At 73.5% G+C, this 13,358-nt stretch carries 11 protein-coding genes and 1 pseudogene; 9 read left to right on the top strand and 3 right to left on the bottom strand.

What is annotated here, in order from left to right; translation table 11 throughout:
* Positions 1-118: 118 nt before the first annotated feature.
* From ABT092_RS01190 to ABT092_RS01205, 4 genes are all read left to right on the top strand, one after another.
* Complete coding sequence (locus ABT092_RS01190; protein WP_351238376.1) at positions 119-955, top strand: sugar phosphate isomerase/epimerase family protein; 837 nt, start codon at positions 119-121, stop codon at positions 953-955.
* The gene (locus tag ABT092_RS01195; protein WP_351238378.1) at positions 952-1,587 is read left to right on the top strand and encodes a TetR/AcrR family transcriptional regulator; all 636 of its coding nucleotides are present in this window, start codon (positions 952-954) and stop codon (positions 1,585-1,587) included. Before ABT092_RS01190 ends, ABT092_RS01195 begins: the two co-directional genes overlap by 4 nt.
* Before the next feature lie 285 nt (positions 1,588-1,872).
* Positions 1,873-3,723, top strand: coding sequence for a dihydroxy-acid dehydratase (ilvD, locus tag ABT092_RS01200; protein ID WP_351238380.1), 1,851 nt, complete (start codon positions 1,873-1,875; stop codon positions 3,721-3,723).
* Positions 3,724-3,962: 239 nt separating this feature from the next.
* On the top strand, positions 3,963-4,280 hold the full coding sequence (locus ABT092_RS01205; RefSeq protein WP_351238382.1) for an SH3 domain-containing protein: 318 nt from the start codon (positions 3,963-3,965) through the stop codon (positions 4,278-4,280).
* 76 nt (positions 4,281-4,356) lie between these two features.
* Here ABT092_RS01205 and ABT092_RS01210 read toward each other — a convergent pair whose 3' ends face one another.
* A complete protein-coding gene (locus ABT092_RS01210) occupies positions 4,357-6,645 on the bottom strand; it encodes a serine/threonine-protein kinase (RefSeq protein WP_351238433.1) in 2,289 nt (762 codons plus the stop codon).
* A 220-nt stretch (positions 6,646-6,865) separates the two neighbouring features.
* On the opposite strand from ABT092_RS01210, the gene ABT092_RS01215 reads away from it, so the two are divergent.
* From ABT092_RS01215 to proC, 4 genes are all read left to right on the top strand, one after another.
* Positions 6,866-7,375, top strand: a complete 510-nt coding sequence (locus ABT092_RS01215; RefSeq protein ID WP_351238384.1) for a hypothetical protein — start codon at positions 6,866-6,868, stop codon at positions 7,373-7,375.
* Positions 7,376-7,440: 65 nt separating this feature from the next.
* Complete coding sequence (locus ABT092_RS01220; protein WP_351238386.1) at positions 7,441-8,223, top strand: ABC transporter ATP-binding protein; 783 nt, start codon at positions 7,441-7,443, stop codon at positions 8,221-8,223.
* Positions 8,220-8,957: an ABC transporter permease gene (locus tag ABT092_RS01225; protein ID WP_351238388.1), complete on the top strand. Its 738-nt coding sequence runs from the start codon at positions 8,220-8,222 to the stop codon at positions 8,955-8,957. Before ABT092_RS01220 ends, ABT092_RS01225 begins: the two co-directional genes overlap by 4 nt.
* Positions 8,958-9,052: 95 nt before the next feature.
* Positions 9,053-9,862, top strand: a complete 810-nt coding sequence (proC, locus tag ABT092_RS01230) for a pyrroline-5-carboxylate reductase (protein WP_351238390.1) — start codon at positions 9,053-9,055, stop codon at positions 9,860-9,862.
* A 51-nt stretch (positions 9,863-9,913) separates the two neighbouring features.
* On the opposite strand, the gene ABT092_RS01235 is transcribed toward proC, so the two are convergent.
* Positions 9,914-10,510, bottom strand: a complete 597-nt coding sequence (locus ABT092_RS01235; RefSeq protein WP_351238392.1) for a cysteine hydrolase family protein — start codon at positions 10,508-10,510, stop codon at positions 9,914-9,916.
* A 73-nt stretch (positions 10,511-10,583) separates the two neighbouring features.
* On the opposite strand from ABT092_RS01235, the gene ABT092_RS01240 reads away from it, so the two are divergent.
* Positions 10,584-11,588 carry a GlxA family transcriptional regulator gene (locus tag ABT092_RS01240; RefSeq protein ID WP_351238394.1) on the top strand — a complete coding sequence of 335 codons (1,005 nt, stop codon included), beginning with the start codon at positions 10,584-10,586 and terminating at the stop codon, positions 11,586-11,588.
* Here ABT092_RS01240 and trpS read toward each other — a convergent pair.
* Positions 11,539-12,545, bottom strand: a pseudogene (gene trpS, locus ABT092_RS01245) (tryptophan--tRNA ligase). The gene ABT092_RS01240 and the pseudogene trpS sit on opposite strands and share 50 nt — an antisense overlap.
* Positions 12,546-13,358 lie beyond the last annotated feature (813 nt).

Below are 13,358 nucleotides of genomic sequence, written 5' to 3' on the forward strand. Positions count from 1 at the left end.
GGTCCCCGCGCGCCCCGCGTACGGCCCCGCAACCGCCACGATCAGCGCCGGCGCGCACGCCGGCGTAGGCGACTTCGGGAGCCCCGACGCCGTGGGCCCGACCCCGTACGCTGTGCTCGTGGCAGAACAGAAGGCGCACGCCCCGGAACCGAAGGTCGCCCTGTCGACGGCCTCGGTCTACCCGGAGTCGACGGCGACGGCCTTCCGGATCGCCGCGCGCCTGGGGTACGACGGGGTCGAGGTGATGGTCTGGAACGACCCGGTCAGCCAGGACGTCGAAGCCCTGCGCCGGCTCTCCGACCACTACCGGGTGCCCGTCCTCGCGGTCCACGCACCGTGCCTGCTGATCACCCAGCGGGTGTGGTCCAGCGACCCGTGGACCAAGCTCCAGCGGGCCCGCTCGGCCGCCGAACGGCTCGGCGCCACCACGGTCGTGGTGCACCCGCCCTTCCGCTGGCAGCGCCAGTACGCCCGCGAGTTCGTCCGCGGCATCGGGCGGATGAGCGAGGAGACGGAGGTCCGGTTCGCCGTGGAGAACATGTACCCCTGGCGCTACCGCGACCGCGAGGCCCTCGCCTACGCCCCGGGCTGGGACGTCACCGAGGAGGACTACCCGCACTTCACGCTGGACCTGAGCCACGCCGCGACCTCCCGCTCCGACCCGCTGGCCATGGCCGGGCGGATGGGCGACCGCCTCGGGCACGTGCACTTCGCCGACAGCCTGGGCTCCGCCAAGGACGAGCACCTGGTGCCCGGCCGGGGCGAGCAGCCGTGCGCCGCCCTCCTGGAGCGCCTGGTGCCCGGCGGCTTCGACGGCCACGTGGTCATCGAGGTCAACACCCGGCGGGCGATGTCCGGCGCCGAACGCGAGGCCGACCTCGCCGAAGCCCTCGCCTTCACCCGCCGCCACCTCGCCCCGAGCCCGTCCGGCGCCCGGGAGGCGTTCCGCCCGTGACCTCCGCCACCCCCCGGCGCCGGGGCCGTCCCGCCCGCGGCGGCGCGGACGGCGGCCCGGACACCCGCGCGCGCATCCTGCACGCCGCGCGCGCCGAGTTCGCCGAGCGCGGCTACGACCGGACCTCCGTGCGCGGCATCGCCAAGGCCGCCGGGGTGGACCCGGCCCTGGTGCACCACTACTTCGGCACCAAGGACGAGGTCTTCGCCGCCGCCATCGAGGTCTCGCTGGAGCCGGCGCTCACCGTCGCCTCGGTGGTGGGGCCGGGCGGCGCGGGCACCGGGGAACGGCTGGCCCGGTCCTTCCTCGCGGTGTGGGAGGACCCGGTGACCCGGGCCCCGCTGCTGGCCGTGGTGCGCTCCGCGCTCAGCCACGAGGCCGCCGCCACCGTGCTGCGGGGCGTGGTGCTGCGGCAGATCCTGGAGCGGATCGCCCGCGAACTGGACGTCCCCGATCCCCGGCTGCGCGCCGAACTCGCGGCCTCCCACCTGATCGGCATCGCGATCCTGCGGTACGCGGTCCGGGTGGAGCCGCTGGCGAGCACCGACCCCGAGGAGATCGTGGCCGTGGTCGCCCCCACCCTCCAGCGCTACCTGGCCGAGCCCGGCCCGTCGCCCGACCCCGTCCCGTAGGACCGGCACCCGACCCGTGGCACGGACGACGGCATCCGCCCGCTCCGTGCCACACTTCCGGTACGGACCACCCACGTCCGGCCGCGTGCCACCCGGCGCGCACCACCACGGCGCGCGCTGCCCGGCGCACCTTCCGAAGCCGCCCGTGAGCCGAGACGCCCGTCCCACATTTCGGAACGACCTGTCCGGATCTTGGAGACGGGGCGTAGGCTCGGCACCGCCACACCTGCCTTGAACCGGTCCCGCGCAGCCGCGTGCGGAACCATCCCGAAGGAGCGAGCGACGATGCCCGAGCTGAGGTCCCGCACTGTCACCCACGGCCGCAACATGGCGGGCGCCCGCGCCCTGATGCGGGCCTCCGGGGTAGCCGGCGAGGACATCGGCAAGCCGATCATCGCGGTCGCCAACTCCTTCACCGAGTTCGTCCCCGGCCACACCCACCTCCAGCCGGTGGGCCGGATCGTCAGCGAGGCGATCAAGGCCGCCGGGGCCGTCCCGCGCGAGTTCAACACCATCGCCGTGGACGACGGCATCGCCATGGGCCACGGCGGCATGCTCTACTCGCTGCCCTCCCGCGACCTGATCGCCGACAGCGTCGAGTACATGGTGGAGGCGCACTGCGCCGACGCCCTGATCTGCATCTCCAACTGCGACAAGATCACCCCCGGCATGCTGATGGCCGCGCTGCGCCTCAACATCCCGACGATCTTCGTCTCCGGCGGCCCGATGGAGGCCGGCCAGGCGACCCTGGTCGACGGCACGGTCCGCAAGCTGGACCTGGTGAACGCCATCGCCGACGCCGTCGACGAGAGCATCTCCGACGAGGACATCCTGCGCATCGAGGAGAACGCCTGCCCCACCTGCGGCTCCTGTTCCGGCATGTTCACCGCCAACTCGATGAACTGCCTCACCGAGGCCATCGGGCTCTCGCTGCCCGGCAACGGCTCCGTCCTCGCCACCCACACCGCCCGGCGCGCCCTCTACGAGCGGGCCGGCGCCACCGTGGTCGAGCTGACCCGCCGCTACTACGAGCAGGACGACGCCTCCGTCCTGCCCCGCAACATCGCCACCCGCGCCGCCTTCGAGAACGCGATGGCGCTGGACATCGCCATGGGCGGCTCCACCAACACCATCCTGCACCTGCTGGCCGCCGCCCAGGAGGCCGAGCTGGAGTACGGCCTCGACGACATGGACGCGGTCTCCCGCCGGGTGCCCTGCCTGGCCAAGGTCGCCCCCAACGTCGCGCCCACCACCACGTACTACATGGAGGACGTGCACCGCGCGGGCGGCATCCCGGCGATCCTCGGCGAGCTGTACCGGGGCGGGCTGCTCAACGAGGACGTGCACAGCGTGCACTCCCCGTCGATCAAGCAGTGGCTCGACACCTGGGACATCCGCGGCGGCAGCGCCACCGAGGAGGCGCTGGAGCTCTGGCACGCGGCCCCCGGCTGCGTGCGTTCGGCCGAGGCGTTCTCGCAGTCCGAGCGGTGGGACACGCTGGACGTCGACGCCGCCCGCGGCTGCATCCGCGACGTGGAGCACGCCTACTCCCAGGACGGCGGCCTCGCCGTGCTGAAGGGCAACCTCGCCGTCGACGGCTGCGTGGTGAAGACCGCCGGCGTGGACGAGTCGATCTGGACCTTCGAGGGCCCGGCCGTGGTCTGCGAGTCGCAGGACGAGGCGGTCGACAAGATCCTGCGCAAGCAGATCGAGCCGGGCGACGTCGTCGTCATCCGCTACGAGGGCCCCAAGGGCGGCCCCGGCATGCAGGAGATGCTGTACCCGACCTCGTTCCTCAAGGGCCGCGGCCTCGGCAAGTCCTGCGCGCTGGTCACCGACGGCCGCTTCTCCGGCGGCACCTCCGGGCTCTCCATCGGCCACGCCTCGCCCGAGGCGGCCTCCGGCGGCACCATCGCCCTGGTCGAGGACGGCGACCGCATCCGCATCGACATCCCGAACCGCTCCATCGAACTGCTGGTGGACGAGGAGACCCTCGCCGCACGGCGCGAAGCGCTCGGCGGCGTGTACCAGCCGCGGGAGCGCGAGCGAAAGGTCTCGGCCGCGCTGCGTGCCTACGCCGCCATGGCCACCAGCGCCGACAAGGGTGCCGTGCGTGACGTGAACAAGCTGGGCTAGCGGCCCGCTCGACGCCCCCGCCGTCCGGCGTGCGCCCGCTGCGCGCGCCGAACGGCGGGCGGTCCCCCGAAAATCAGGCCCGAGATACGCCCCTCACGGTGCAACTTCCTGCCCGTGGGGGGCGTCTTCCGTGGTGTCCGGCACCGCTGGACACCTATCAGGGGGAGGTCTTCCGGTATCCGTGGCAGCACCCTGTCCATGGCCGGAAACCACTCGTACGCTCCTCGGGGGAGGAACACATGAGCGAAAAGATCACGACAGCCGTCGACGACGCCGACGCACCGTCGGTCGACACCGTCACCCGGGCCGCGAGCGCCACCACCTACCCGGTCGTGGCCACGGTGAACGTGCGCAGCGGCCCCGGACTGTCCTATCCGGTGGTGCTCCAGATCTCCGGCGGCAGCCGGGTCTCGATCGTCTGCCAGAAGCGGGGCACCACGATCACCGGGCCGCTGGGCACCACCAACATCTGGGACAAGATCGGCAGCGGACGCTACGTCTCCGACGCCTACGTGCAGACGGGCAGCGACGGCTTCGTGAGCCCCCAGTGCGCCTGATCCCGACCGCCTGACCCGGGCCCTCCCCGCCCCGCCGCCGAGTGCGGCCGGGCGGGGACCGGCCCGGACCGCCGGGTCAGCCGGTGCGCGGCGGCGCGGCCAGGTCGAAGGCCGACAGCGTGTTGTCGCCGGCCGCCACCACCAGGGCCCGGCCCACCGCGGTCAGCCGCGGCCCGGCCCCGGTGAACCCGCCGGGGTTCCCGGTGTACGGGGCCGTCGCCCACTTCTCGGCCCCGGTCGCGGGATCGAGCGCGATCACCCGCCCGGTCGCCGAACCGACGTACAGCATCCCGTTCACCGCGAGCGGCGTCGACGCCCACTCCGCCGTGGTCTGCACCCGCCACTTCCGCCGGCCCGTGCGCGGGTCCACCGCACTCACCTCCCCGGTGGAGGAGGTGAAGTAGAGGGTGCCCCGGAGGTAGCCGGGCAGCGTCCCCTCGTAGCCGTCGAGCCGGTCGACCTCACGGCGCCCGGTGGCCATGTCCAACCGGACCACCTGCGAGAACCCGGTGCCCGACGCCCCGGCCGACTCGTGGACCAGCAACAGCGAGCCGTCCAGCGCGCCCACCGGCCACAGCCGGCCGTCCGCCGGGACCGCCCGCCCGAGGGCACCGCCGCGCGGGTCGAGGGTGTGGAACGTCAGGTCGTCGGAGCGCCCCGCGACCAACTGCGTCGAGGGGGCGCACATCGCGTACGGGCGCCCCGCGGCGGGGAACGGCGCGCACCACGCGCCGGTGGGCAGCGGGGTGGACCACAGGGGGCGACCGTCCCGCGCCGAGCGCGCCTGGAACCGGGTGGAGCCGGGGTCCACGGTCAGCACCGTGGACCCCACCAGCACCGCCTGCTGCGGCTCCCGCAACAGGTACGTCGCCTTGGTGCCGATCCTGGCCCGCCACAGCTCCCGGCCGCTCCCCGCGTCGAACGCCACCACCTCGGTGCGGTCCGGGCCCGTCTCGGGCAGGTGGTAGCCGAGGACGGTGCGGCCCGCGAGCCCCTTCCCCGCCCCGCCGGTCACCCCGACCAGGTGCAGCCCCTGCATCGGCACCCCGGGGTAGGTGCGGCGCCACAACACCTTGCCGTCGGAGCCCCGCAGCCGGGCCGCCGCCACCCCGCCGCCCCCGCAGAACAGGTCCTCGCCCAGGGCCACGCAGCGCAGTTCGTCGTCGAGTTGCTGCCCGCCGCGCACCGAGGTGTGCCAGGGCGCGAAACCGGCCGGCAGCCGTGCCTCTCCGGCGCCTGCCGGGGCCGGCGTCCCCCGGGCGCCCGGCGCGGGATCCTCCCCGTCCGGCCCGAACAGGGCCGTGCCGACGGCGACCAGCGCGGCGGCCACTGCGGTGACGGCGGCCACGAGCAGGGTCCGGCGCCGGCGCGCACGGCGCACCCGCCGGTCGGAACGGGAACGGGTGCTCCCCGGCGCGCGGTCCGCGCCGGTGGGGTCCGCACCCGTGGTGCCGGTGTCCACGGGGGTCGGGTCCGCGGAACCGGACCCCGCGGGGTCCGAACGCCGGGTCCCCGGGAGGGTCTTCTGCTCGGCGGTCGGCGGCGAGGCCGAGGCCAGGTCCTCCGGCAGCCCGCGCAGGGCGACCAGCAGGTCGTGGGCGGACGGCCGGCCCTGCGGCTCCTTGTCCAGGCAGGGCTCCACCACCTCGCGCAGCAACGCGGGCACCGCGACCAACCGGGGTTCCTCGTGCACCACCTGGTAGGCGGTCATGTAGGGGCTGTCGGCGTCGAAGGGCCCCTGCCCGGTCGCCGCGTACACCAACAGGGTGGCCAGCGAGAACACGTCGGAGCCCGGGCCGACCGCGCGCGGGGTCTGCAACTGCTCCGGGGACATGAACGGAGGGGTCCCGATGACCCGGCCGGTCATGGTGAGGGTCTGGTTGTCGGCGGCCCGGGAGATGCCGAAGTCGATGACCCGGGGCCCGTCCGGGGAGAGCACCACGTTCGACGGCTTGAGGTCCCGGTGGACGACGCCCGCGCGGTGGATCTCGCGCAGCGCCTCGGCCAACCCGATGGCGAGGGTGCGCAGTTCGGCACCGTGCACGGCCCCGCCGTCGGTGACCCGCTGGGCGAGGGTCGGACCCGCGATGTAGGCGGTGGCCATCCACGGCCGGGACGCCTCCGGGTCGGCGTCCACCACGGCGGCCGTGAACACGCCGCTCACCCGCCGGGCCGCGGACACCTCCTGACGGAACCGGATGCGGAACTCCTCGTCGCCCGCGAAGTGCTGGTGGATCAGCTTGATCGCGACGGGCCGTCCCGACCCGGTGCGGGCCAGGAACACGGTGCCCATGCCCCCGGAGCCGAGACGGGCCTCCACCGGGTAGCCACCGATCTGCTCAGGGTCCCCGCCCCGGAGTTGCACGAGCGTCCACCTCATCCGTCCATGCCGAGAGATCCCACCACCGGTGAACAAACTAGCGGGTCACCGGGTGGTGACGGGCGGTCGCGGGTGGCCGGAACGTGCCGACCCGCGGGGTACCGGCCAGTAGGGGCGGTGGGGTGCGTCACTCCAGCGCGCGACACGCGCCCCCGCCCCACGGCGCGCACCCGGCGCCCGTGGATCGCGGAGCGATAATCGGCCGGTGAGCGAGCGCCCCGCAAGGACCCCGGGGCCCCCGGGCCCCCGCCCCGCCCCCCTCCGTTTCTTCGGCACCCGCTGGGTACGGCACGACCGGCGCTACGCCGCCCGCCGGATCGGGGTGGCGGTCGGTTCGCTCGCCGCGCTGACCACCGGTTGCCTGCTGCTGCGCCTCGGCTACCAGGGGCTGGCCGCGGCCCGGGTGGGCGCCCCGGTGAACCTCCTGGTGGGAGCGGCGCTCGCGCTCTGCACGGCGTTCGCGTTCCGGTACGTCTGGCAGGGCTTCGCCCGCCGCCCCGAATCCTGCGGCGGACCGGTGCGCGAGCCGGGGCGGAAGCCGGCGCCCGGCACGCTGGCGATCGGCTTCCTCGGCGCCCTGGGCGCCTACTTCCTGCGCTCCCTCGTCGAGGCACCCGGTGAGGGCCGACTGCGCGCGGAGCACGAGCGGGCGTGCGAACAGCACGCGCGCCGTACCGCGCGCCGGACCGGCGATCCGGCCCGACGCCGGGGTTGACCGGGCCCGCCGACGTACCCGTGCGCCCCTTGACCGCCGGCGGCACCAGGAGGATTATTCATCGTATGGTGAATAAGAGTCGCGAGGCACCCGCCGACGCCACCGACGCCATCAGGGCGCACGACCTCCGGGTCGTCCGGGGCTCCCGCACCGTCCTGCACGACCTCGCCTTCACCGTCCCCCGCGGCCGCATCACCGGACTCCTCGGCCCCTCCGGCTGCGGCAAGTCCACCCTCATGCGCGCGGTCGTCGGCACCCAGGCCCGGGTCACCGGCACCCTCGACGTCCTCGGCCACCCCGCCGGCGCCCCCGTCCTGCGCTCCCGCATCGGCTACGTCACCCAGGCGCCCTCCGTCTACGACGACCTGACCGTCCGGCAGAACCTCGACCACTTCGCCACCGTCCTCGACCCCGGCCGCGCCACCACCGCCCACCGCCGCGAACGGGTCGACCGGGCCCTCGCCGACGTCGCCCTCACCTCCCGCGCCGACGACCTCGTCCGCGCCCTGTCCGGCGGCCAACGCAGCCGCGTCTCCCTCGCGGTCGCCCTCCTCGGCACCCCGGACCTCCTCGTCCTCGACGAACCCACCGTCGGCCTCGACCCCGTGCTCCGCCGCGACCTGTGGGACCTCTTCCACCACCTCGCCGACACCCGCCGCACCACCCTGCTCGTCTCCTCGCACGTCATGGACGAGGCCGAACGCTGCCACCGACTGCTCCTCCTGCGCGACGGCCACCTCCTCGCCGACGACACCCCCGAGGCCCTGCGCACCCGCACCAACACCCCCTCCGTCGAGGACGCCTTCCTCGCCCTGGTCGCCCCCACCCCGCGCAGGAGCGCCCCGTGAACCTCCGCCGCACCACCGTCACCGCCGCCCGGGTGCTCCGCCAACTCCGCCACGACCCGCGCTCCGTCGCCCTGATGCTGCTGGTCCCCTGCCTGATGCTCCTGCTGCTGCGCTACGTCTTCTACGGCAGCCCGCGCACCTTCGACTCCATCGGCGCGTCCCTGCTCGGCATCTTCCCGTTGATCACCATGTTCCTGGTCACCTCCATCGCCACCCTGCGCGAACGCACCTCCGGCACCCTCGAACGACTGCTGGCCATGCCCCTCGCCAAGGCCGACCTCATCGCCGGCTACGCCCTCGCCTTCGGCACCGTCGCCGTCGTCCAGTCCGCCCTCGCCACCGCCCTCGCCCTGTGGGTGCTCGGCCTGGACGTGGTCGGCTCCGCCTGGCTGCTGCTGCTCGTCGCCCTGCTGGACGCCCTCCTCGGCACCGCGCTCGGCCTGTTCGTCTCGGCCTTCGCCGCCTCCGAGTTCCAGGCCGTCCAGTTCATGCCCGCCGTGATCTTCCCCCAACTCCTGCTGTGCGGACTCTTCACCGCCCGCTCGAACATGCACCCCGCCCTGGAGGCCGTCTCCGACGTGCTCCCCATGTCGTACGCCGTGGACGGCATGGACCAGGTCCTCCACCACCCCGACGTCACCGCCGACTTCGTCCGCGACATCGGCGTCGTGGCCGGCTGCGCCCTGCTCGTCCTCGCCGTCGGCGCCGCCACCCTCCGCCGCCGCACCCCCTGAACGCCCCCGGCGCACGCCCCGTGGACGCCCGCCTCCGGCTCCCCGGCCCTCTGCGAGGATGACCGGCAACGAACGACCTGTCGGAAGGCCCCGTCATGCCCCAGAAAGTCGCAGTCCTCGGCACCGGAAAGATCGGCGAGGCCCTGCTGAGCGGCGTCATCCGGTCCGGCTGGCCCCCGGCCGACCTGCTGGTCACCGCCCGCCGCCCGGAACGCGCCGAGGAACTCCGCACCCGCTACGGCGTCACCGCGGTCAGCAACCAGGAGGCGGCCAAGCACGCCGACACCCTGATCCTCACGGTCAAGCCCCAGGACATGGGCGCCCTCCTCGACGAACTCGCCCCCCACCTGCCCGCCGGCCGCCTGGTCATCAGCGGCGCCGCCGGCGTGCCCACCACCTACTTCGAGGAACAGCTCCCCGAGGGCACCCCCGTGGTGCGGGTCATGACCAACACCCCCGCCCTGGTCGACGAGGCCATGTCGGTCATCTCCGCCGGCACCCACGCCACCGCCACCCACCTGCGGCACGCCGAGGAGATCTTCGGCGCGGTCGGCAAGACCCTCCGGGTCCCCGAGACCCAACAGGACGCGGCCACCGCACTCTCCGGCTCCGGCCCGGCCTACTTCTACTACCTGGTCGAGGCCATGACCGACGCCGGCATCCTCCTCGGGCTGCCCCGCGACAAGGCGCACGACCTGATCGTCCAGGCCGCCATCGGCGCCGCCGTGATGCTCCGCGACAGCGGCGAACACCCCGTCAAACTCCGCGAGAACGTCACCTCGCCTGCCGGCACCACCATCAGCGCCATCCGCGAACTGGAGAACCACGGGGTGCGCGCCGCCCTGATCGCCGCCCTGGAGGCCGCCCGCGACCGCAGCCGCGAACTCGCCTCCGGCACCCACTGACAGCGAGCAACGGCCACGGCATCGCCCGATGCCGTGGCCCGCACGCGACCGTCAGCCCCCACCGCCGGCGCCCAGCGCCCCGAGCACCTCCTCCGTGCGCACCACCCGGGCGAACCCGCCGCCGTGCAGGGACACCGCCGTCGCCCGCGCCAAGGCGTCCGCCCCCAGCCGCCACCCGAACGGCCCCACCAGGTCGAAGGTGTACGTGGCGTCCAGCACGAACAGCACGTCGTACCCCAGGTTCCCGCCCATCCGGGCCGTCGTCTCCACGCACATGTTCGTCTGCACCCCGACCACCGCCAGCTGCCCGATCCCGGCCGCCCGCAGCCACCCGTCCAGGTCGGGCGTCCCGTAGAACGCCGAGTTCACCGTCTTCGTCACCAGCAACCCGCCACCCCCCTGCCCCCGCCGCTCCTCGACGTAGTCCTGGAAGTCGTTGCCCGGGTACCCCGGCCGCAGCGGCGAACCGGGCTCCGCGGAATCGTGCCGCACGAACACCACCGGCCGCCCGCTCGCCCGCCACCCGTCGATCAACGCCGCGATCCGCGCATCCGCGTCCGGCTCGTTCCGCGCACCCCAACGTTCCGTCTCCAGGAACCCCTTCTGCACGTCCACCACCAACAACGCCGCATTTCCCGTGATCTCCATGATCCGATGCTCGCCCGCCCGGCCCCCGCGTCCCAGCCGGCAGGAAGACACCGATCGATGGTTTACTGCCAGGATGGACGAGGCCCCGCCGCCCCACCGCATCGCCCTCCTCGCCTTCCCCGGCATCCGTGCCTTCGACGTCAGCGTCGCCACCGAGGTCTGGGGCACCGACCGCACCGATCTCGGCGTCCCCGCCTTCGAACTGCGCCGCGTCGCGCCCGACCCCACCCCCGTCCCCCTCCGCGGCGGCCTCACCCTCACCCCCGACCGCACCCTCGACTGGCTCGCCACCGCCGACCTGGTGGTCGTCCCCGGCCTGGACGACCTCGCCCCCGCACCCGCCCCGGTCCGCACCGCACTGTGCGAGGCGCACGCCCGCGGCACCACCCTCGCCGCCCTCTGCGGCGGCGCCTTCACCCTCGCCCAGGCCGGGCTCCTCGACGGCCGCCGTGCGGTCACCCACTGGCGCCTCGCCGACCGCTTCCGCACCCGGCACCCCGCCGTCACCCTCACCCCGGACGCCCTCTTCACCGAGGACGACGGCATCTGGACCTCCGCCGGCACCGCCGCCGGCATCGACCTCTGCCTCCACCTGGTCCGGCTGCGGCACGGCGCCGAAACCGCCGCCACCATCGCCCGCTCCATGGTCACCGCGCCCTTCCGCACCGGCACCCAGGCCCAGTTCATCGCACACCCCACGCCCTCCGCCGACCGCGACGCCGACGCCCTCGCCGAGGTCCGCGAACACGCCCTGCGCCACCTGCACCAGCCCCTCACCGTCCACGACCTCGCCCACCGCGCCGGCATGTCCCCCCGCAGCTTCGCCCGCCACTTCACCGCCGCCACCGGCACCACCCCGCTGCGCTGGCTCCTCGCCCACCGCGTCGCCGCGGCCCAGAAGCTCCTCGAACGCACCGACCTGCCGATGCCGGAGGTCGCCCGGCGCGCGGGGTTCGGCAGCGAGGTCACCATGCGCCAGCACTTCCACACCCGCCTCGCCACCAGCCCCCGCGCCTACCGGGCCTCCTTCAGACCGCCGGCAGCAGACCCACCGCCCGGTACGCGGCATCGACCGTAGGCCGCGCCACCGCCCGGGCCCGCTCCGCACCCCGCCGCAGCACCTCGTCCACCCCACCCGGGTCGGCCGCCCACTCCCGGTGCCGCTCCCGCACCGGCCGCAACGCCTCCACCACGGCGTCCGCGGTGTCCCGCTTCAACGCCCCGTACGACCCGTACGCCCCGGCCAGCGCCACCGGATCCGCCGGCTCCGCCGTCCCGCACGCCGCCAGGATCTCCAACAGGTTCGACACCCCGGGCCGCCCCTCCGGGTCGTGGACGACCTCCGCACCGCTGTCGGTGACCGCCCGCATCACCTTCCGCCGCACCACCTCCGGCTCGTCCAGCAGGTGCACCACGCCCGCCCCGGCCCCGCCGGACTTCCCCATCTTCGACCGCGGGTCCTGGAGGTCCATGACCCGCGCCGCCACCCCGGGCCGGGTGGCCACCGGCACCGTGAGCACGTGCCCGTACCGTTGGTTGAACCGCGTCGCGAGGGCCCGGGTGATTCCACGTGCTGCTGCTGGTCCTCGCCCACCGGAACCTCGTCCGCGCCGTACGCCAGGATGTCCGCGGCCATCAGCACCGGATACGTCAGCAGGGACAGCCGCACGCTCCGGCCGCCCTCCCGTTCCCGGGCGGCCTTCTCCTTGTACTGGATCATCCGCCGCGCCTCCCCGTCGGTCGCCACGCACTCCAGCAGGTACGACAACCGGGCGTGCTCGTCGACGTGGCTCTGCACGAAGAGGGTGCAGCGCTCGGGCTCCAGCCCGGCCGCCAGCAGCAGCGACGCGGCCTGCCGGGTGAGTCGCCGCACCCGCGCCGGGTCGTGCTCGACGGTCAGCGCGTGCAGGTCCACCACGCAGAAGAGGGCGTCCCGCGCGTACTGGTCGACGGCGGCCCAGCGCCGCACGGCCCCCAGGTAGTTGCCCAGGGTGAGGTGCCCGGTCGGCTTGATCCCGCTGAATACCCGTGTCATCTCGTCCGTCCCTGCTCGGGGCCGCCGCGCCGGCCGGCCGCGTTCCGGTCGTGCCCCGGGGGGAAACGAGAACGGCCGCCGGAAGGGCGGCCGTGGGGTGCGTGCGTCAGCTGGCCGCCGTCAGGCGGGCCACCACTGTCGTCCGTACGCACGCGTCGTCATGGCCGGCACCCTACGTTCTGTCAGAGCCCCGCACCCCGGATTTGACACTCCTCGGCCCGGTCCGTAGTGTTCTCCGAGCTGTTCGACGTGAGCTCCGACTCCGGTCGGTCCCCGAGCAGTCATTCCGTACCAACACATCACGTAGCGATGATTCGGTCATCGACTCCTTTGCATGCGTTTTTACGTAATGAGGATTTCCGTCCGTGAGGACAGCAGCCCGATTCGCGGGACGGCAGGGAAGTCCGCTAAAGTCTCACTCGTCGGAACGGCCCAACAGCCGTGAAGACGAACCCCGCTGACTGGGGGTCAGGCACTGAAAAGGGTCTGGTAGAGTCGGAACCGCCGGAAAGGAAAGCGAGCGAATCGCTCTCCTGGAAAGCACCGAGGAAATCGGATCGGGAAACGGTCTGATAGAGTCGGAAACACCGAAGGGAAGCGCCCGGAGGAAAGCCTGCACCCAATGGTGGGGGTGAGTACGAAGGAAGCGTCCGTTCCTTGAGAACTCAACAGCGTGCCAAAAGTCAACGCCAGATATGTTGATACCCCGTCACTGTGACCGTCATGGTCTGGTGATGAGGTTCCTTTGAAATACACACAGCGAGGACGCTGTGAACGCACTCGGGACTATTCCTCCTGGGTGTTGTTCCGCTC

This window comes from Streptomyces sp. NPDC002490, assembly GCF_040296045.1.
Taxonomy (GTDB): Bacteria; Actinomycetota; Actinomycetes; order Streptomycetales; family Streptomycetaceae; genus Streptomyces.